Genomic DNA, 18,152 nt, shown 5'->3' on the forward strand with positions numbered 1-18,152 from the left:
GCCGGGCGACCCTGAGAGGAACTACCCCCGGTCGGTCCAGCGGAAGGTGAAGATGCACAGCACCAGCCCGATGACGACCCAGGCGCCGAGGGCGATCGCGACGTGCCCGAGCGCCCAGGACCCGCCGACCTCCCGCGCCGCGAACGAGTCCGGCAGGAACACCGAGCGCATGCCCTGCGTCATCCATTTCAGCGGGAACAGCGACGCGATGCTGCGCATCCAGTCGGGGATGCTCGTGTACTGGAAGAAGACGCCGGAGATGAACTGCAGCACCAGCGCCACGGGGGTCACGACCGCCGGCGCGCCGCGCCCGGTGCGGGCGAGCGAGGAGAACGCGATCCCGCACAGCGTGCAGGCGCTGATCCCGAGCCCCGCCACCCAGGCGAACGTCGCCCATTTCTGCGCGGTCGAGGGCAGCGGCAGGTCGTAGAAGGCCGCCGCGGTCACCAGCAGCACCAGGGTCTCCGCCGCGCCGATCGCCAGGACCATGACGACCTTGCCGATGAAGTACGCGGTCCGCGGCATCGGCGTGCCCCGCAGCCGCTTCAGGATGCCCTTCTCGCGCTCCATCGGGATCTGGATCGCCAGGGACTGGAAGCCCGTGGTCAGCAGCCCGGCGGCGATCATGCCCGCCGCGAAGTACTGGGTGAACGACACGCCGGGCGCGATCTCGGCGTCGAAGACCGACCCGAAGATGACGAGCAGCAGCAGCGGGAAGAACAGCGTGAAGATCACCGACTCCCGGCTGCGCAGGAACTGCCTGATCTCCAGCCCGCCGCGGGCGAGGCCGAGCCGCAACGTGGTCATTCGCCGGCGCCGATCATCCGCAGGTACACGTCCTCGAGGCTGGGTCTGGTGACGGTCAGGCCGGGCACCTCGCCGCCGAACCGCGCGGCGAGCCGGGCCACGACCTCGGTCGGGGTGTCGGTCTGCTCCTGGCGCGGCCCGTCGGGCTCGTCCCAGGCGACGGTCGCCGCCGAGGTGCCGCGGTTGCCGAGCCGCGCGGGGGTGTCCACGGCGATGAGCTTGCCGCCGACGAGCACGCCCACCCGGTCGGCGAGGGTCTCGGCCTCGTCCAGGTAGTGGGTGGTGAGCAGGATCGTGGTGCCGGCCGCGGCGAGCGCCCGGATCAGGCCCCAGAACTCGCGGCGCGCCTCCGGGTCGAAGCCGGTCGTCGGCTCGTCGAGGAACAGCAGCTCGGGCCGGCCGATGATGCCGAGCGCCACGTCGAGGCGGCGCTTCTGCCCGCCGGACAGGATCCGGGTCCGGGCGCCGCGCTTGTCCGCGAGCCCGACCCGCTCGATGACGGCGTCCGGGTCGTCGGCGTTGCGGTAGTACAGCGCGAAATGATGCACGACCTCGCGCACCGTCAGGTCGTCGAACTCGCCGGTGCTCTGCAGGACGATGCCGACCCGCTGCCGCCACGCCGCGTCGCCGTGCTGCGAGTCGACGCCGAGGACGGCCGCCTCGCCGGACGTGCGCTTGCGGAACCCTTCGAGGATCTCCACCGTGGTCGTCTTGCCCGCACCGTTCGGGCCGAGGAGGGCGAACACCTCACCGCTGCGCACATCGAGGTCGACGCCATCGACGGCGACATGTCCCCGGTACCGCTTGTGGAGTCCGCGCACGGTGATCGCATCCGTCACGGCGTTCACTATAGGCACGGGTCCTCCGGTGAGGATTTTCACCGCCCTCTCCAAATTACCGTTCAGTAAGGTGCAGCTATGGCGAAGCTCCCCGAACGCGACCGCCCATGGGTCATGCGCACCTATGCCGGCCACTCATCGGCGGCCGCCTCCAACGCGTTGTTCCGGCGCAACCTCGGCAAGGGCCAGACCGGCCTCTCGGTCGCGTTCGACCTGCCCACGCAGACCGGCTACGACCCCGACGCCGAGCTCGCCCGCGGTGAGGTCGGCCGGGTCGGCGTGCCGGTCTCGCACCTCGGCGACATGCGCACGCTGTTCGACGGCATCGACCTCGGTCTCGCGAACACCTCGATGACCATCAACGCCACCGCGATGTGGCTGCTCGGCCTGTACGTGACGGTGGCGCGCGAGCAGGGTGCGCCGCTGGCCGCGCTGTCCGGCACCACGCAGAACGACATCGTGAAGGAATACCTGTCGCGGGGCACCCACATCTTCCCGCCCGGGCCGTCGCTGCGCCTGACCACCGACACGATCGCGTGGACCGTGGCGAACTGCCCGAAGTGGAACCCGGTCAACATCTGCTCGTACCACCTGCAGGAGGCCGGCGCGACGCCCGTGCAGGAGCTGGCGTTCGCGCTGTCCACCGCGATCGCCGTCCTGGACTCGGTGCGCGACTCGGGGCAGGTGGACGACTTCGCCGCCGTCGCGGCCAGGATCTCGTTCTTCGTCAACGCCTCCGTCCGCTTCGTGGAGGAGACCGCGAAGATGCGGGCGTTCGGCCTGCTCTGGGACAGGCTGCTGACCGACCGGTACGGCATCACCGACCGGTCGGCGAAACGCTTCCGCTACGGCGTGCAGGTCAACAGTCTCGGCCTCACCGAGTCGCAGCCGGAGAACAACGTCCAGCGCATCGTGCTGGAGATGCTCGGCGTCACGCTGTCCCGGGACGCCCGGGCCCGCGCCGTGCAGCTGCCGGCGTGGAACGAGGCGCTCGGCCTGCCCCGGCCGTGGGACCAGCAGTGGTCGCTGCGCATGCAGCAGGTCCTCGCCTTCGAGTCCGACCTGCTCGAATACCCCGACCTGTTCGAGGGCTCGCACGTCATGACCGCCCTCGTCGGCGACCTCGTGGCCGGCGCGACCGCCGAGCTCGACCGGGTCCTGGACATGGGCGGTGTCGTCGCCGCCGTCGAGTCCGGCTACCTCAAGAGCGCCCTGGTCGCCTCGCTCGCCGAGCGGCGCGGCCGGATGGAGCGCGGCGAGGACGTCGTGGTCGGCGTCAACCGCTTCCCCGAGACCGAGCCGTCGCCGCTGGTCGCCGCCGGCGCCGCCGCGATCGAGCAGATCGACCCCGCCGTCGAGGCCGCCGCTGTCGCGTCGCTGGCCGAGTGGCGCGCCGGTCGTACCGACGCGGACGTCGAAACGTCGCTGGCCGAGCTGCGCCAGGTCGCGGCCGGCACCGGGAACCTCATGGAGGCCACCCTCGGCTGCGTCCGCGCCGGCGTGACCACCGGCGAGTGGGCGGCCGTGCTGCGCGAGGTCTTCGGCGAGTACCGGGCACCCACCGGCCTGACCGCCGCCGTCAGCGCCGCCGCGCCCGGCACCGCGCTGGTCGCGGTCCGCGAACGGGTCCGGCGCACCGCCGAGGAGATCGGCGCCGGCCGGCTGCGGATGCTGGTCGGCAAGCCCGGCCTCGACGGGCACTCCAACGGTGCCGAGCAGATCGCCGTCCGCGCGCGCGACGCCGGCTTCGAGGTCGTGTACCAGGGCATCCGCCTCACCGCGGCGCAGATCGTCGCGGCGGCCGTCGAGGAGGACGTCGACCTCGTGGGCCTGTCGGTCCTGTCGGGTTCGCACCTGGCGGCGGTCGCGTCGGTACTGGCGGGCCTGCGCGCCGAAGGGCTCGACGACCTGCCGGTGGTGGTCGGCGGGATCATCCCGCCCGAGGACGCCGCCGTGCTGCGGGCGTCCGGGGTGGCCCGCGTCTTCACCCCGAAGGACTTCGCGATCACCGACGTCGTCGACGAGCTGGTCACCGTCGTACGGGAGGCTCACAAGCTGCCCGTCTGAGCGGCGTGCAACCGTTCCCCGGTCCGCTCCGTCGTAGCGCGGAGAGTGGGGGAGGCCGATGGCTCATGACGACGGGTTCCGCGACTTCGTGGCCGCGCGGATGGACCGCTGGCGCCGCACCGCGTTTCTGCTCTGCCGCGACTGGCACGCCGCCGACGACCTGGTCTCGATCATGGTCGGCAAGCTGTACTGGCACTGGGCCAAGGCGCGCGGTGCTCGTGCTGCGCTTCTATCTCAACCATTCCGTCGAGGAGACCGCCGAGCTGCTCGGCATCTCCACCGGCACCGTCAAGAGCCGGTCCGCGCGCGCCCTGGAGGCGCTGCGCCAGCTCGCCGCGTCGGGGGACCAGCGATGACCCGGCGGCCGAACGATCTCTCCGCATCGAGGGGCCCCGATGACGCAGCAACTGTTCGACGACTTGATCGGCACGCCGCCGCCGTCCCGCGCCGACGTGGACGCGATCGTCCGCCGCAAGACGGGCCAGCGGCGGCTGCTGCGCGCCGGCGTGAACGGCCTCGCCGCGCTGGCGGAGTTCGCCGCCTTCTCGCCGCTGCTCCTGCTGCCACGCGAGGACCGCGCCAACCGGGTGGGCGTGCCGCCCGCCTCCTCTTTCAGGGCTCCGGAAGTCAGCGTCGGGCCGTCCGGCGGGGAGTACGTGCGGCCGGACCCGGACCACTTCATCGACGACGCGATGCGCAACTGGCTGCGACCGGAAGGGGCGCGCTGGGCGGGACCACCGCCGCACATCGAACTGCCCGCCGACGGGGGCACCGTCACCCAGACCCGGGCCGGCATCGTCGTCGGCGGGCGCGCGGGCACCCTGGTGGTCACGGTCTGGCCGCGCGGCATGGACGCCACGTCGGGGTGTCAGGGCCTCGAACGCTGCACGGACCTGTCGGCCGGCCCGCAGAAGAGCTGCACGCAGGCCGAACCCACCATGAGGCTCGCGTGCGAGCGGCTGGTCGAGGTCATGCCGTCCTGCGGCCGGGTCGACGACGCGGTCCGCCCGGCGCTGGGCCTGACCGTCCCGGTTGGGACCTGCGGTGCGCGCAGCGGGGCGGCCGGGCCGTGTCGATCCTGGTCACGAACCAGACCGGAGGACCCGCCGACCCGCTGCCGCAACCGGAGCTGCCGACACCGCCGGAGTCCGTGCTCCCGATCGTCACCGCCCTGCTGTCCGGCGTGCAGTGGTGAACCGCCGCGGTCAGGTGGGCCGGTAGCCCTGCGACTGCGCCCACCTGGCCGCGGCCTTCTCCTCCTTGCGCCGCTTCCGGCGCCGCATCATCCACCAGAACGCCACGAACAGCAGCACGACGAAGCCCAGCACCAGCACCGGCAGGATGATCGCGACCAGCGACATCGCGACGCTCGCGACGTCCTCGATGACGCTCGCCACCGGCGCGCCGAAGCCCGCCGTGCTGGCGTTGATCACCGGTCTGGACGCGGCCTTCATCCCGTGCACGCCGAGCGATATCGCCCCGCCCACCACGATCGGCACCCATTGGTTGCTGCTGAAGAACGAGCCCGGATCGGTCACCGTCACCGTCTCGGAGCTCGACGCCGCACCGAACGCGAGCCCGCCCGCCGTCGGCCGCACGAACGTCTGGATCACGTCGTTGACATGGTCGACCACCGGCACCTTGTCGGCGACGAACTCGATCGCCAGCAGCACCGCGACGATCGCGAGCGTCCACCCGTTCTCCATCCACGACCAGTTGCCCGGCAGCGTGATGAGATCGGTGTACCTCGCCAGCACGCCGATGGCGAGCAACGGGATGTAGGCGTTGAGCCCGGCCGACGTGGCCAGGCCGAGGCCCGTCAATGACTCCAACACGCCCCAAGCATGACATCGACACGCCACTTCGGCGCTGTGGTCACCGCCGGGCTAGGCTGTCGCGCGTGCGTCTCGTCATCGCCAAGTGCTCGGTCGACTACATCGGCCGGCTCACGGCCCACCTGCCGCCCGCCATCCGCCTCATCATGGTCAAGTCCGACGGGTCGGTGCTCGTGCACTCCGACACCGGCGGATACAAGCCGCTGATGTGGATGACCCCGCCCTGCCGCCTCGAGGAGTCCCCGGGTCTCTGGCGCGTGGTCAACAAGGGCGGTGAGGAGCTGCAGATCACCGTCGAGGAGATCCTGCACGACGGCGCCCACCAGCTCGGCATCGACCCAGGCCTGGTCAAGGACGGTGTCGAGGCCCACCTGCAGGTCCTGCTCGCGACCCACCCGCACACCCTGGGCGAGGGCTTCACGCTCGTGCGCCGCGAGTACATGACCGCCATCGGCCCGGTCGACCTGCTCTGCAAGGACGCCCAGGGCGCCTCCGTCGCCGTCGAGATCAAGCGCCGCGGCGAGATCGACGGCGTCGAGCAGCTCACCCGCTACCTGGAGCTCCTCGGCCGCGACCCGCTGCTCGCCCCGGTCCGCGGCATCTTCGCCGCCCAGGAGATCAAGCCCCAGGCAAGAGTCCTCGCCGAGGACAGGGGCATCCGCTGCGTGGTCCTCGACTACGACACCCTCCGCGGCATGACCAAGGACGAACTCACGTTGTTCTAACAGTTACCCGCTGTGTCGCCTTCGGCGATTGGCTCGCTGCCCCACGCTCCGCGCGGGTCCCGCCGGGGGGATTCTCACCCCCGGACCCTCCAATGCGCCGCTCCGCGACGCACTGCCAGCGCGCAAGGCGCGCGGCAGCTTCCTACGCATCCGCGTGCCATCCCCGGTGGCTCGCCGCCGCGCTTTCCATGATCCGGAAGACTTATGGTCGCCAGAGCGACGAAATCTCTACCGGATCACGGGCAATCCCGTTCGGTCGCCGAATGGCTGGTTGCTTCTCATGATCCGGAAGGCATTTTGCTGCTCTGGCGACAGCAACTCTTCCGGATCATGGGTTAGGCCGACCCGCCGTCGGATGGCCGTGGTGGTCTCGGCTGTGGGTGACATTTCGGATTTGTCGGGCATGAGCCCCAGCCGCGCGGGCCGCCTGGGGTGGACCGCGTGGCTGGGGTTGTGGGGCGGGTTACTTGGAGCGGCCGTGGACGAGTTTGATGATCTTCAGGACCTGGGCCATGGACTTCGGGGTGCGGTCGAAGGTCATGGTGGGCAGCAGGGTCGGGGCGCGGCGCTTCACGATGGCCTTGGCCTTGGTGAACTCGCGCAGGCCGTCCTCGCCGTGGATGCGCCCGAAGCCCGACCCGCCCACACCGCCGAACGGCAGCGACGGCATGCCGGCGAAGGTCAGGGCCGAGTTGACCGAGGTCATGCCTGAGCGGACGCGGCGGGCCAGTTCCAGGCCGCGGGACTTGGAGAAGATGGCGCCGCCCAGGCCGTAGCCGGTGCCGTTGGCCAGGGTGACGGCCTCGTCGGCGTCCTTGACCCGGGCGACGGTGAGCGTCGGCCCGAACGTCTCCTCCTGCACGGCGGCGGCGTCCTCCGGCACGTCGACGAGGATCGTGGGGCTGACGAAGGGCGGCCGGACCGCCTCGGCGCCGCCCAGCACCGCGCGGCCGCCGCGGGTCAGCGCGTCCTCGATGTGCCGGCGGATGATGTCGATCTGCGAGGGCATGGTGATGGGGCCGATGTCGGCGGTGCCCTCCTCGCCGACGGTGAGCTTCGCCGCGCGGGCCACCACGCGGCCGAGGAACTCGTCGTAGACGCGGTCCGCCACGTACACCCGCTCGATGCCGACGCAGGTCTGACCGGCGTTGGTCAGGCCGCCCCAGACGCAGGCGTCGGCGGCGGCGTCGAGGTCCGCGTCGGCGGCGACGATCATGGCGTCCTTGCCGCCGCACTCGAGCAGGACCGGGGTGAGGGACTCGGCGGCGGCGGCCATGACCTTCTTGCCGGTCGCGGTCGAGCCGGTGAAGGCGATCTTGTCGACCCCGGAGCGGCACAGCGCCCCGCCGACGTCGCCCATGCCGTGCACGATCTGCAGGACCGGGTGCTCGGGCACCACCTCGGCGAAACGGTCGACCAGCCACTGGCCGACCGCGGGGGTGTACTCGCTCGGCTTGAACACCACGGCGTTGCCGGCCGCGAGGGCGTACGCGATGGAACCCATCGGTGTGAGCACCGGGTAGTTCCAGGGTCCGATGACGCCGATCACGCCGAACGGGAGGTATTCCAGGTAGGAGCTGTGCTCGGTGAGCAGGATCGACGAGCCGACCCGGCGCCGGCCGAGGACCTTCCGGGCGTGGTGCGCGGCCCAGGCGACGTGGTCGATCGCGCCGATCGCCTCGACGAGCGCGTCCGCGGTGGGCTTGCCGCCCTCGCGGTGCATCAGCTCGGCGAGCTCCTCCAGGCGGTTGGTCAGCACGCTGCGGAAGGCGAGCAGCCGCTTGCGGCGGCCGGCGAAACCGAGTCCTGCCCACCAACCGGCCGCGTCCCGGGCCCGGCGGACCGTGTCGGTGACATGATCGGGGGAGGCCACGGGGAAGCGGCCGACCTCCTCGCCGCTGGCGGGGCTGGTCGAGATCAGCGAGCCCTCGTCGATGGCGGGGACGCCGGGAGTTCGCGTGGCGGTCATGGCGCGAGTGTAAACCTGGAAATTACTCACGAGTAGCCCCGAATCCATGTCGAGAGCGCCGGCGCCGCGACGACCATCGGGCAGCTGCCACAAGGAGGAGTCATGAAGGTCGAAACGCTCAAGGTGCCCGGGGCCACCCTGCGCTACGAGGTCCGCGGCAACGGCCCGGTCCTGCTGCTGATCTGCGGCGGCGTGTACGACGCGGAGGGCTTCGCCGGCCTCGCCGAGGCGCTCGCGGAGGACCGTACCGTCGTCACCTACGACCGGCGGGGCAACTCCCGCAGCCCGCTGGACGGGCCGCCCGCGGTGCAGTCGGTCGAGGAGCACGCCGACGACGCGTACCGGCTGCTCGCCGCCGCCGGCGTCACCGAGGACGAGCCGGCCGACGTGTTCGGCAACAGCTCGGGCGCCGAGATCGCCCTGGAGCTCGCCGCCCGGCACCCCGAGCTGGTCCGCACGGCGGTGGCGCACGAGCCTCCCGCGTTCGAGCTGCTCGCCGACGCCACCCGCTGGCGCGACCTGATGCGCGAGGTGGAGGCGACGTTCCACCGCGACGGCTGGGGCGCGGCGATGGGTGTCTTCGGCGCGGGCCTGGGGATGGCGCAGGAGGAGGCCGCGCCGCAGGCGGAGGAGTTCATGGCGCGGATGCAGGGCAACCTGCCGTTCTTCATCGGCTACGAGGTCCCGGCCTTCGGCGTCTGGGTGCCCGACCTCGACTCGCTGCGCGCCGGACCGACCCGGGTCGTGCCGGCGGTCGGCGCGGCCAGCGCCGGTGAGCCGCCGCATCGCGTCGGCGTGGAGCTCGCGGACCGGCTCGGGGTCGAGGTCGTGCGGTTCCCCGGCGGGCACGGCGGCCACGGCGACCCCGCCGCCTTCGCCCCCCGCCTGCGCGAGGTCCTCGGCTAGGGGGCGTGCTCCTTGAGGATCCGCTCGGCGACGGTCATCGGGTCGGCGAGCCGTCCCTCGGCGTGCGCGTCGATCCACCGCTGCTGGCCCGGGAAGTAGCTGCCCGAGGCGGCGGCGCGGCGGATGTTGCCCTGCATGCCGGTGTCCATCTGCCCGGGGTCGACGCTGGCGACGGTGATCCGCTCGTCGTCGGCGACCTGCGAGGCGACCGCCTCGAAGAACGTCTCGCCGCCGGCCTTCGTGGTGCAGTACAGCGACCAGCCGTCGATGATCCGGTGCGCGGCGCCGGAGGAGATGAAGAGCAGCCGCAGCCGCGCGTCGCGGGGTGCCGCGCGCAGGAAGCTGTTGGTCAGCACCACCGGCGCGGTCAGGTTGACGGCGATCGCGTGCGTGATCGCCTCGGTGCTGAGCTTGCCGACGGCGCCGATCGGCTCGACGACGGCGGCGTTGTGCAGCAGCACCGCCTCGTCCGCGTCGCGCAGGAAGCCGCGCAGCGTGTCGTGGTCGGGCAGCCAGTGCGCGTCGGCGACGTCGGTCGAGAAGAGCGTGATGTCACCGGGCCGGTCGTCGCGACCCTGGTGCTGCTCGGGACTGAAATGCCGGCCGACCGCCAGGATCCGGTCACCGCGCGCGTTGCACACATCGAAGAGGGCGGCGCCCAGGCCGCGGGACACTCCAGTGATCACGACGGCACGCATGCGGTCACTCTATTCCTGTCCGGCCGCGCGCCGACAGGCTCTCCGGTCCCGATGCTGTGACGGCTTTCCGCTTGCACCGCACGGTCACCCGGTGTGATTTCGGCGGCAGGTGTACGACCGGCGCGAAGCCCCTCAGTCGCGTGCCTTCGGTGCCGGCGGGCCCTTGGGAGCACCGGGGCAACTGGAGCCGAGGTTGTCGGCGACCGCGCCGAGCGCGTCGGCGAGCGCCCGCGTCTGGGCCTCGTCGAGGTGGTCGAAGATGAGCCGCCGCACGTCGGCGAGATGGGCGGGGGCGACCTCCTCGGCGAAGCGGCGGCCCGCCACGGTGACCCTGGCGATGCTGACCCGCCCGTCGCACGCGTCGCCGGTGACCTCGACGTAGCCGAGGTCGACGAGCTTGCGCATGCGGTGGCTGAGCCGGCTCTGCGACATGTTCATCTGCGCCGCGAGCTCCGACAGGCGCAGCCCCTCGTTCTCGCCGCTCAGCGCCGCGAGCAGCCCGTACTCCACGTGCACCAGGCCGTGCGGGCGGAACGTGCGCTCCAGCTCCGGGAACCCGACGAGCACGACGGCCAGCAGCGACATCCAAGCGCGCCGCTCGGTGTCGTCCAGCCATCGTGTCTCGTCGTTCATGCAGTCCATGGTGCCTTCCGCGGTGCCCTTTTGTCAGAACCGGCCGATCGCGATGACCAGCGCGATCGCGCCGAGCACCAGGTTGACCGGGATCACGCCGTACTCCTTGGCGCGCACGTGGTCGACGACCGCGAGCAGCATGATGACGAGCAGGCCGACGGCGGCGACCGGGGTCAGCACGGGCGCGATGCCGGTCGCCCACGGCAGGATCAGGCCGAGGCCGCCGAGCAGCTCCATGACGCCGATGAACTTGATGGTCCCGGCGCCGTACCGCTGGGTCCACGTCATGTTCGCGGGCAGCTTCTCCTTCGGCTGGGTCGCCTTCATCAGCCCGGCGGCGATGAAGGCGGCGCCGAGCAGGCCCTGCAGGACCCACAGCACGATGTTCATGGTCGTCGTCTCCCTAGGTGTTTGAATCTTCAAGTAGATGATGCGGCGCTGGTACTTGAAGCGTCAAGCACTGAGTTCTTGCATCCCCGGCGGGTGAGTGGGGTTCACCTCCGGGCGGCCCACGGTGGGCCGCATGAGTGCGACAACGCCAACGGGACGCCAATCCAGCTGGGTCACCGGCTTCGCCGTCTTCGGCGGCAGCATGATGGTCGTCATCGGCATCTTCCAGATCGTCGTCGGCCTGACGGCGATCTTCGAACGCACCTTCTACGTGCTCACCGACAACTACCTCTTCGGCTTCGGCGTCCAGACCTGGGGCTGGATCCACCTGGCGCTCGGCGTGGTGGTCGCCGCCGGCGGCGTCGGAGTGCTCGCGGGCCAGGTATGGGCCCGGGTCCTCGGCATCGTCCTCGCCGCGATCAGCGCGGTCGCCAACTTCCTGTTCCTGCCGTACTACCCGCTGTGGTCGATGCTCATCATCGCGGCCGACATCGCAGTCATCTGGGCCCTCACGAAATACGACCGGAACATGTGGGCCGACACCATGTGACGGGCAAATCGGGGGTGCCACGATGCGGTGATGCACGTCACCACCCGTGGCCCGCTCGACGGCCCCCCGGTCCTGCTCATCCACGGCAACTGCTCGTCGTCCGGGTTCTGGGAGCCCCTGCTGCGTCACCTGCCGCAGGACTGGCGGATCGTCGCGCCGGACCTGCGGGGGTACGGCGCCAGCCCCACCCTCCCCGTCGACGCCACCCGCGGCGTCCGCGACTTCGCCGACGACCTCGTGCCGCTGCTGCTCGGGTTCGACCGGCCGCCGGTCGTCGTCGGCCACTCGCTGGGCGGCGGGGTCGCGCTGCAGCTGCTGCTGGACCACCCCGCGTCGATCGCCGCGCTGGTACTGGAGGCGCCCGTCTCCCCGTATGGCTTCGGCGGTACCCGCGACCTCGCCGGCACCGCGACCACGCCGGACTTCGCCGGTACCGGCGGAGGATCGGCCAATCCGGACTTCGTGCGGCTCCTGGCGGCCGCCGACCGCGGCACCGACGAGCAGGCCTCCCCGCGCAACGTGATGCGCGCCTTCTACGTCGCCGACCCGTCGTCCCTCGGCGACGACGAGGAACTGCTCCTGGACACCATGCTCAGCACCGCCGTCGGCACCTCGAACTACCCGGGCACCGGCTCCACCAGCGACAACTGGCCCGGCGTCGGACCCGGCGAACTCGGCGTGCTCAACACCCTGTCACCGCGCTGGCTCAACCTCGCAGGCATCGTCGACCTGCCGGTCAAGCCCCCGATCACCTGGATCCGCGGCGACCAGGACGCGATCGTGTCCGACGCCTCGTTCTTCGACCTCGCGCAGCTCGGCAAGCTCGGCCTCGTCCCCGGCTGGCCCGGCGAGGAGGCCTGCCCGCCGCAGCCGATGATCGGGCAGACCAGGGCCGTGCTGAGCGCGTACGGGCCGTACACCGAAATCGTCTACGAAGGCTGCGGCCACTCCCCGCACGTGGAACGGGCGGCCGACTTCGCCGCGGCGCTCGCCTCGGTCGTGGCCTCCGTGTAGCGCTGGCGCCGGTGGTCGCCGCCGCCTAGCCTGATCATCGTGAATGTGACGGACAGCTCCGGGCTCGTGGCCTTCATCTCCGGCGCCGCGGTGCTGATCGGCATCCTCGGCGTCGTGATCCCCATGCTCCCCGGCCTGCTGCTGTGCTGGGCCGGGGTCATGGTGTGGGCCGTCTTCGGCGGTCACGGCGCCATCGGCTGGACCGTCGCGGCCGCGGCCACCGTCGTGCTCGGCCTCGGCTTCGCCGGGAAGTACCTCGTCCCCGGCCGCAACCTCAAGCGCGCCGGCGTGCCCAACCTGACCCTGTTCCTCGGCGGCGTCCTGGGCATCATCGGCTTCTTCCTGATCCCGGTCGTCGGCCTCGTGATCGGCTTCGTCCTCGGCGTCTTCATCGTCGAGCGCATCCGCCAGAAGGACAACGGCCTCGCCTGGCAGTCGACCAAGCACGCCCTCAAGGCCGCCGGCGTCTCGATGCTGATCGAGCTCGCCACCGCCTTCATCATCGCCGGGATCTGGGTCGGCGGGCTGCTCGCCGCCTGACAGTTTTTGTCGGTGGGTCGGCTTAAGGCGTGTTTGGTCAGTGGGGTCGGAGCGAGGCGAGGTCCCGGCGTGGTTCCAGGCGGCGCCTGGGCCCGCCGCAGCCCGGCATCCACTGACCGAACACGCCTTAACATGTCGGCATGGAAATCGGGCAGCACATCGATGCGCTGGAGCGTGCCGGGCTCGACTTCGTCGACGCGGCGGAGAAGGCGGGCCTCGACGCCCCCGTGCCGACCTGCCCCGACTGGACGGTCCGCGACCTGGTCCAGCACGTGGGCTATGTCCACCGCTGGGCGACGGCCTATGTCCGCGACGCGCGTCCCGCCGTCCTCACCGACGACGAGGAGGAGCACGCCGTCGGCCCCATGCCCGCCGACCCCGACCTCGTCGCGTGGTTCCAGGCCGGCCACCTCGCCCTCGTCGACCAGCTCCGCGCCGCCCCCACCGACCTGACCTGCTGGCACTTCCTCCCCGCCGACTCACCCCTGGCCTTCTGGGCCCGCCGCCAGGCCCACGAGACGATCATCCACCGCGCCGACCTCCGCGCCGCCGTGGGCCAGCCCGACGGCGTCGACCGCGACCTCGGCGTCGACGGCATCGACGAGCTGCTCATGGCCTTCTATGCCAGCCGCGGCCGCCGGCTGCGCACCGACCAGCCCGCCGTCCTCGCCGTCGAGGCCGCCGACGCACCCCACTCCTGGACCGTCCGCATGGGCCCCACCGGCTCCGAGATCTCCCGCGGCGCCCCCGCCACCGCCGACTGCACCCTGCGGGGCCCCGCCAGCGACCTGTATCTGGCCCTGTGGAATCGACGCACCACCACCGACCTCCACGTCCACGGCGACGCGTCCGTCCTGTCCCTCTGGCGCGAGCAGGCCACCATCCGCTGGACCTGAGCCTCCGCCCGCCGCCGCGGCGAGGAGAGCCAGATATCCCACAGGGCGTGAGGAGGGGTCGGCGTGGGAGACTCGCCAGTAACCTGAGCGGTCGTTAGGGAGGTCGTGCGATGGCGCGCGAGTTTGGTTCCGTGGGTGTGGTCGGGCTGGGCACCATGGGCGCCGGCATCGTCGAGGTCTTCGCGCGCAGCGGGCTGGCGGTGACCGCGGTCGAGATCAGCGACGTCGCGCTGCACCGGGGCGAGACGACGATGCGCGGGTCGCTGGACAGGGCCGTCGCGAAGGGCAAGCTCTCCGCGGACGACCGGGACGCGCTGCTGGGCCGGGTGACGTTCGCCGTCGGGCTGGACGCGCTGCACGAGGTGGACCTGGTGATCGAGGCGGTGCCCGAGCACCTGGACCTCAAGCAGCGGATCTTCGCCGAGCTCGACCGGGTCTGCAAGCCCGAGGCGATCCTCGCGACCAACACGTCCAGCCTGTCGGTCACCGAGATCTCGGTGGCGACCGGCCGGCCGAACCAGGTCATCGGCATGCACTTCTTCAACCCCGCCCCGATCATGAAGCTGGTCGAGGTGGTCCGGACGGTCGTCACCTCGCAGGACGTGGTGGCGGACATCGAGGCGCTGTGCGAGCGCCTCGGCAAGGTGGACGTGACGATCACGGACCGGGCCGGCTTCATCGCCAACGCGCTGCTGTTCGGGTATCTCAACCAGGCCGTGTCCATGGTCGAGGCGAAATACGCGACCCGCGAGGACATCGACGCCGCCATGAAGCTCGGCTGCGGGCTGCCGATGGGGCCGCTCGCGCTGATGGACCTGATCGGGCTCGACACGGCGTACGAGATCCTCGACACGATGTATCGGCGCGGCGGCCGCGACCGCAGGCACGCCCCGGTGCCGCTGATCAAGCAGATGGTGACCGCAGGGCTGCTCGGGCGGAAGTCGGGCCGGGGATTCTATTCGTACGAGAAGCCGGGCTCGCCGGTCGTCGTGCCCGACGAGCTCACGCCGTCGAAGGACGCCGACGCCGGCCAGGCCGCGCAGAGCGTCGCGAAGGTCGGCGTGGTCGGCTCCGGCACGATGGCCACAGGCATCATCGAGGTGTTCGCCAAGGCCGGGTTCGAGGTCGTCTCGGTGACCCGCGGGGCGGAGAAGTCCGCGAAGGTGTGCGAGCGGCTCAAGACGTCGCTCAACAAGGGCGTCGTGCGCGGCAAGCTCACCGAGCAGGACCGGGACGCCGCGATCGGGCGGGTCACCTGGTCGGCGACGCTCGAGCACCTCTCCGACGCCGACCTGGTGGTCGAGGCGGTGGTCGAGGAGCTGTCGGTGAAGAAGGCGCTGTTCGCGTCGCTCGACGAGATCTGCAAGCCGGGCGTCGTGCTCGCCACGACGACGTCGAGCCTGCCGGTCATCGAGTGCGCGGTGGCGACCGAGCGGCCCGCCGACGTGGTGGGGCTGCACTTCTTCAACCCGGCGCCCGTCATGGGCCTGGTCGAGGTGGTCCGCACGATCCGCACGTCCGACGCGACGGTGGCGACGGCGACCGCCGTGTGCCGGGCCCTCGCCAAGCACGCGGTGGTGTGCTCGGACCGGTCCGGGTTCGTGGTCAACGCGCTGCTGTTCCCGTATCTCAACGACGCGGTGAAGATGGTCGAGGCGTCCTACTCGACCGCGGACGACATCGACTACGCGATGAAGCTCGGCTGCGGATACCCGATGGGGCCGTTCGAGCTGCTCGACGTCGTCGGCCTGGACGTCTCGCTCGCGATCCAGCGGGAGCTGTATCTGGAGCTGCGCGAGCCCGGCTTCGCCCCGGCGCCCCTGCTGGAGCACCTGGTGACCGCGGGATACCTGGGCCGGAAGGTCGGCCGGGGATTCCGCGACTACTCGAAACGGTGATCATCGGTACGCTGGAACGGTGAGCCCTCGTCGCAACCACCCCCGTCGCGACGCCGCACCTGAGCCGATCGACCTCGAACGGGTCAAGCGCGGCGTCGAAGGCGTGCAGACGTGGAGCGACGGCGAGTGGCAGGTGCGCAACATCCCGGCGAGCGCCGCGGTGAAGGCGTACCGGTGCCCGGGCTGCGACCACGAGATCGCCCCGGGCGTGCCACACTTGGTGGCCTGGCCGGCCGACGGCCGCGGCGACCTCGGCGACCGGCGGCACTGGCACACCGGCTGCTGGCGCGGCCGCGAACGGCGCATGCCCAACGTCCAGCGCAGCCGCAGCGCCCCCCGCTACGGCTGACGGCGTGCCGGTCGCCCGCTTTCAGCACGGCCGAAGCGCGGATGGCCTGGCCGTATGACGCACCGCAATGGGCCGGTTACGAAGCCCATGATTGTTTTTTCGGGAATGCTACGGTGAGAAAGATCGCGTCCACCTCAACGTCTTACGGTGCGCCGCGCACGTGACGCCGATCGGGAAATCGGCGAATTGGGAAGCGGTTCAGCGGGTGGGCTGGTCCGACTCCAAGTCCGCCGGGACGGCCGAGATCGGGGCGGGCAACGAAGGCGCGGGGATGTGCACGGAGGCGGTCGGGGCGGGCCAGCCGGTCAGCCACGTCGCCCGCTGGCGCCACACGTCGCGCCAGCCCGCGCCGGGGATGGCGCGGAGCAGGACGCCGGCGGAGATGAGCAGGAGGGCGAGCCTGGCGCGGCCGGGGGACCAGCGCAGGCGGATGAAGGTGGTCTTGCCGCGCAGGACCATGATGCGCTTGTTGACCGTGCTGGAGGCGGCGCCGCCGACGTGCAGGAGCTGGGCCTCGGGCACGAGGACGGGGCGGGCGCCCAGGTCGCGGGCGCGGGCGCTGAGGTCGATGTCCTCGCTGTACATGAAGTAGTCGGGGGTGAAGCCGCCGAGCTGCTCCCACAGCGGCCGGTCGATCAGCAGCAGGCAACCGGACACGGCCGGCACCTCGCCGCCGATGGCGCGGTCCAGGCCGGGCAGCTCGTCGGGGTTGAACAGCGGCGACCTGCGGCGCAGCGAGGACAGCGCGGTCGCGAAGCAGACGTAGCCCCACAGGCTGGGTAGCGCGTGGACGGAGTGGCCGTCGTCGGTGTGGTCGGCGCGCAGCGTGCGGCCGGTGTAGATCCGGTTCGTCGGGTGGCTGCCGGCGTACTCGACGAGGGTGCGGATCACGTCGCCGATGGGTTCGGTGTCGGGGTTGATGAGCAGGATCCAGCGGCCGGTGGCGTGTGCGGCGCCGAGGTTGACGGCGTTGCCGAAGCCGAGGTTGACCGGCTGGTGCAGGACCCGGACCTCCGGGTAGGCGTGCTCGATCGCGGCGGCGGAGTTGTCGGTCGACGCGTTGTCGACCACGATGATCTCGATCGGCACGGCGGTGCCCGCCTGCAGGCCCGCGAGGTTCTTGAGCGTCAGCTCGCGGGTGTTGTACGAGACGAGGACGACGCTGACGACTGGCTCAAGGCTCACTGTTGTGCTCCGACTGTTCCGCGGGTGGACGTGTCGTGGCCCCAGCCGACGTCGCGGCGGCGGGCGGCGCGCGACGCGGCGACGGTGAGCGCGACGTAGCCCACGGCCGCCGGCAGGAGCCAGGGCCGGGGGAGCACGACGTCGCGCAACCACGAGGAGCGCGCCGCTGGGCGGGCGGCACCTGCGGCGCGCAGGGCGGCGCTACCCGCTCGTACCCTGGCCAAACGCTTCACAAGGTCCGAAGTGCGCCGTGGCGTCTCGACGACGGCGACGACGGCGGGTGTCTCGGCCTTCTCGCCGGGGCCGAAGAGCCCGTCGAGGAAGAGGTCGTCGGCGACGACCTCGGGGAAGGTGTCGAACCTGGCGCGGCCCGCCTCGGACAGCGCGATGACGCCGCGGCCGTAGAGCGCGTCGCGGTACGCGGGGAGCCGGCCGTTGATCGCGCTGTGCGCCTTCACGGCCAGCGGGCGGCCGCGGGTGTCCAGGGCCCGGTGCGCGGTCGCGGCGAGCAGGCCGGGTGTGCCGGCCAGGAAGCCCGCCAGGGTCCGCAGGTCCGCGGCGGTCAGCGGGATGTCGGCGTCGAGGTAGATGCGGGGGAAGCCGACCGCGACCGCGTCGCCGGCGTTCAGGGCGCCCGACTTGCCCGGCTCGGGGCGGTCGATCACCCGGACCCCGGGCCGGCGGGCGGCGATGGCGGCCGTGTCGTCGCTGCAGCCGTTGGCGACGACGGTGATGTCGATGTCGGGGGCGAGGATGCCGTCGAGGCAGCGTCCGATGACCGCCGCCTCGTTGTGCGCGGCGATGACGACAGAGATCACCAGGGGCTCCGTTCGGGGCGGGGCGGGACGACG

General features: G+C 71.5%; 20 protein-coding genes. 11 read left to right on the plus strand and 9 right to left on the minus strand.

Annotated features, from left to right (window positions below):
• Window positions 1–21: 21 nt before the first annotated feature.
• Both ACZ6TV_RS03675 and ACZ6TV_RS03680 read right to left on the minus strand, forming a co-directional pair.
• Window positions 22–807, minus strand: coding sequence for an ABC transporter permease (locus ACZ6TV_RS03675; RefSeq protein WP_465295004.1), 786 nt, complete (start codon window positions 805–807; stop codon window positions 22–24).
• Window positions 804–1,646 (minus strand): ABC transporter ATP-binding protein, encoded by an 843-nt coding sequence (locus ACZ6TV_RS03680; protein WP_465295006.1) that lies wholly within the window; start codon window positions 1,644–1,646, stop codon window positions 804–806. Before ACZ6TV_RS03680 ends, ACZ6TV_RS03675 begins: the two co-directional genes overlap by 4 nt.
• A gap of 78 nt (window positions 1,647–1,724) precedes the next feature.
• Between ACZ6TV_RS03680 and ACZ6TV_RS03685 the strand changes: the two genes are divergently transcribed.
• The 3 genes from ACZ6TV_RS03685 to ACZ6TV_RS03695 all read left to right on the plus strand — a co-directional run bounded on the left by ACZ6TV_RS03685 (window position 1,725) and on the right by ACZ6TV_RS03695 (window position 4,908).
• On the plus strand, window positions 1,725–3,713 hold the full coding sequence (locus ACZ6TV_RS03685) for a protein meaA (protein WP_465295008.1): 1,989 nt from the start codon (window positions 1,725–1,727) through the stop codon (window positions 3,711–3,713).
• A 212-nt stretch (window positions 3,714–3,925) separates the two neighbouring features.
• Entirely contained in the window at window positions 3,926–4,069 is a 144-nt protein-coding gene (locus tag ACZ6TV_RS03690; protein WP_465295010.1) for a sigma factor-like helix-turn-helix DNA-binding protein, read from the plus strand.
• Window positions 4,070–4,782: 713 nt separating this feature from the next.
• Window positions 4,783–4,908, plus strand: a complete 126-nt coding sequence (locus tag ACZ6TV_RS03695) for a hypothetical protein (RefSeq protein WP_465295012.1) — start codon at window positions 4,783–4,785, stop codon at window positions 4,906–4,908.
• Window positions 4,909–4,918: 10 nt separating this feature from the next.
• On the opposite strand, the gene ACZ6TV_RS03700 is transcribed toward ACZ6TV_RS03695, so the two are convergent.
• On the minus strand, window positions 4,919–5,548 hold the full coding sequence (locus ACZ6TV_RS03700; protein ID WP_465295014.1) for a DUF4126 domain-containing protein: 630 nt from the start codon (window positions 5,546–5,548) through the stop codon (window positions 4,919–4,921).
• A gap of 65 nt (window positions 5,549–5,613) precedes the next feature.
• Here ACZ6TV_RS03700 and nucS point away from each other — a divergent pair, with 65 nt between their 5' ends.
• Complete coding sequence (nucS, locus tag ACZ6TV_RS03705) at window positions 5,614–6,273, plus strand: endonuclease NucS (RefSeq protein WP_465295016.1); 660 nt, start codon at window positions 5,614–5,616, stop codon at window positions 6,271–6,273.
• A gap of 463 nt (window positions 6,274–6,736) precedes the next feature.
• Here the strand turns inward: nucS and ACZ6TV_RS03710 are convergent, their stop codons facing one another.
• Window positions 6,737–8,242, minus strand: coding sequence for an aldehyde dehydrogenase family protein (locus tag ACZ6TV_RS03710; RefSeq protein WP_465295018.1), 1,506 nt, complete (start codon window positions 8,240–8,242; stop codon window positions 6,737–6,739).
• A 102-nt stretch (window positions 8,243–8,344) separates the two neighbouring features.
• Between ACZ6TV_RS03710 and ACZ6TV_RS03715 the strand changes: the two genes are divergently transcribed.
• A complete protein-coding gene (locus ACZ6TV_RS03715) occupies window positions 8,345–9,148 on the plus strand; it encodes an alpha/beta fold hydrolase (RefSeq protein ID WP_465295020.1) in 804 nt (267 codons plus the stop codon).
• Here the strand turns inward: ACZ6TV_RS03715 and ACZ6TV_RS03720 are convergent.
• From ACZ6TV_RS03720 to ACZ6TV_RS03730, 3 genes are all read right to left on the minus strand, one after another.
• Window positions 9,145–9,846: an SDR family NAD(P)-dependent oxidoreductase gene (locus ACZ6TV_RS03720; protein WP_465295022.1), complete on the minus strand. Its 702-nt coding sequence runs from the start codon at window positions 9,844–9,846 to the stop codon at window positions 9,145–9,147. The two genes, ACZ6TV_RS03715 and ACZ6TV_RS03720, sit on opposite strands and share 4 nt — an antisense overlap.
• A gap of 132 nt (window positions 9,847–9,978) precedes the next feature.
• Window positions 9,979–10,479 (minus strand): MarR family winged helix-turn-helix transcriptional regulator, encoded by a 501-nt coding sequence (locus ACZ6TV_RS03725; protein WP_465295024.1) that lies wholly within the window; start codon window positions 10,477–10,479, stop codon window positions 9,979–9,981.
• 33 nt (window positions 10,480–10,512) lie between these two features.
• The gene (locus ACZ6TV_RS03730; protein ID WP_465295026.1) at window positions 10,513–10,869 is read right to left on the minus strand and encodes a DoxX family protein; all 357 of its coding nucleotides are present in this window, start codon (window positions 10,867–10,869) and stop codon (window positions 10,513–10,515) included.
• Between the two features lie 133 nt (window positions 10,870–11,002).
• Here ACZ6TV_RS03730 and ACZ6TV_RS03735 point away from each other — a divergent pair, with 133 nt between their 5' ends.
• From ACZ6TV_RS03735 to ACZ6TV_RS03760, 6 genes are all read left to right on the plus strand, one after another.
• Complete coding sequence (locus tag ACZ6TV_RS03735; protein ID WP_465295028.1) at window positions 11,003–11,419, plus strand: DUF7144 family membrane protein; 417 nt, start codon at window positions 11,003–11,005, stop codon at window positions 11,417–11,419.
• 30 nt (window positions 11,420–11,449) lie between these two features.
• Window positions 11,450–12,433: an alpha/beta fold hydrolase gene (locus ACZ6TV_RS03740; RefSeq protein WP_465295030.1), complete on the plus strand. Its 984-nt coding sequence runs from the start codon at window positions 11,450–11,452 to the stop codon at window positions 12,431–12,433.
• Between the two features lie 39 nt (window positions 12,434–12,472).
• Entirely contained in the window at window positions 12,473–12,973 is a 501-nt protein-coding gene (locus ACZ6TV_RS03745; protein ID WP_465295032.1) for a DUF456 domain-containing protein, read from the plus strand.
• 140 nt (window positions 12,974–13,113) lie between these two features.
• Window positions 13,114–13,869 (plus strand): maleylpyruvate isomerase family mycothiol-dependent enzyme, encoded by a 756-nt coding sequence (locus tag ACZ6TV_RS03750; RefSeq protein WP_465295034.1) that lies wholly within the window; start codon window positions 13,114–13,116, stop codon window positions 13,867–13,869.
• Between the two features lie 110 nt (window positions 13,870–13,979).
• Window positions 13,980–15,767: a 3-hydroxyacyl-CoA dehydrogenase family protein gene (locus ACZ6TV_RS03755; protein ID WP_465295036.1), complete on the plus strand. Its 1,788-nt coding sequence runs from the start codon at window positions 13,980–13,982 to the stop codon at window positions 15,765–15,767.
• Between the two features lie 67 nt (window positions 15,768–15,834).
• Window positions 15,835–16,116, plus strand: coding sequence for a hypothetical protein (locus ACZ6TV_RS03760; protein WP_465296095.1), 282 nt, complete (start codon window positions 15,835–15,837; stop codon window positions 16,114–16,116).
• A gap of 198 nt (window positions 16,117–16,314) precedes the next feature.
• On the opposite strand, the gene ACZ6TV_RS03765 is transcribed toward ACZ6TV_RS03760, so the two are convergent.
• Together ACZ6TV_RS03765 and ACZ6TV_RS03770 are read right to left on the minus strand one after the other, a co-directional pair.
• Entirely contained in the window at window positions 16,315–17,301 is a 987-nt protein-coding gene (locus tag ACZ6TV_RS03765) for a glycosyltransferase family 2 protein (RefSeq protein ID WP_465295038.1), read from the minus strand.
• Complete coding sequence (locus ACZ6TV_RS03770; protein WP_465295040.1) at window positions 17,298–18,119, minus strand: glycosyltransferase; 822 nt, start codon at window positions 18,117–18,119, stop codon at window positions 17,298–17,300. The genes ACZ6TV_RS03765 and ACZ6TV_RS03770 overlap by 4 nt, the downstream gene beginning before the upstream one ends.
• Between the last annotated feature and the right edge of the window lie 33 nt (window positions 18,120–18,152).

This window comes from Dactylosporangium sp. NPDC051087 (assembly GCF_055586325.1).

Bases quoted from the DNA above. Each gene is read 5' to 3' on its own strand.
- ACZ6TV_RS03720 (WP_465295022.1), bottom strand. From the start codon at position 9,846: ATGCGTGCCGTCGTGATCACTGGAGTGTCCCGCGGCCTGGGCGCCGCC.
- ACZ6TV_RS03740 (WP_465295030.1), top strand. From the start codon at position 11,450: ATGCACGTCACCACCCGTGGCCCGCTCGACGGCCCCCCGGTCCTGCTC.
- ACZ6TV_RS03715 (WP_465295020.1), top strand. From the start codon at position 8,345: ATGAAGGTCGAAACGCTCAAGGTGCCCGGGGCCACCCTGCGCTACGAG.
- ACZ6TV_RS03685 (WP_465295008.1), top strand. From the start codon at position 1,725: ATGGCGAAGCTCCCCGAACGCGACCGCCCATGGGTCATGCGCACCTAT.
- ACZ6TV_RS03730 (WP_465295026.1), bottom strand. From the start codon at position 10,869: ATGAACATCGTGCTGTGGGTCCTGCAGGGCCTGCTCGGCGCCGCCTTC.
- ACZ6TV_RS03750 (WP_465295034.1), top strand. From the start codon at position 13,114: ATGGAAATCGGGCAGCACATCGATGCGCTGGAGCGTGCCGGGCTCGAC.
- ACZ6TV_RS03710 (WP_465295018.1), bottom strand. From the start codon at position 8,242: ATGACCGCCACGCGAACTCCCGGCGTCCCCGCCATCGACGAGGGCTCG.
- ACZ6TV_RS03725 (WP_465295024.1), bottom strand. From the start codon at position 10,479: ATGAACGACGAGACACGATGGCTGGACGACACCGAGCGGCGCGCTTGG.
- ACZ6TV_RS03755 (WP_465295036.1), top strand. From the start codon at position 13,980: ATGGCGCGCGAGTTTGGTTCCGTGGGTGTGGTCGGGCTGGGCACCATG.
- ACZ6TV_RS03675 (WP_465295004.1), bottom strand. From the start codon at position 807: ATGACCACGTTGCGGCTCGGCCTCGCCCGCGGCGGGCTGGAGATCAGG.
- ACZ6TV_RS03735 (WP_465295028.1), top strand. From the start codon at position 11,003: ATGAGTGCGACAACGCCAACGGGACGCCAATCCAGCTGGGTCACCGGC.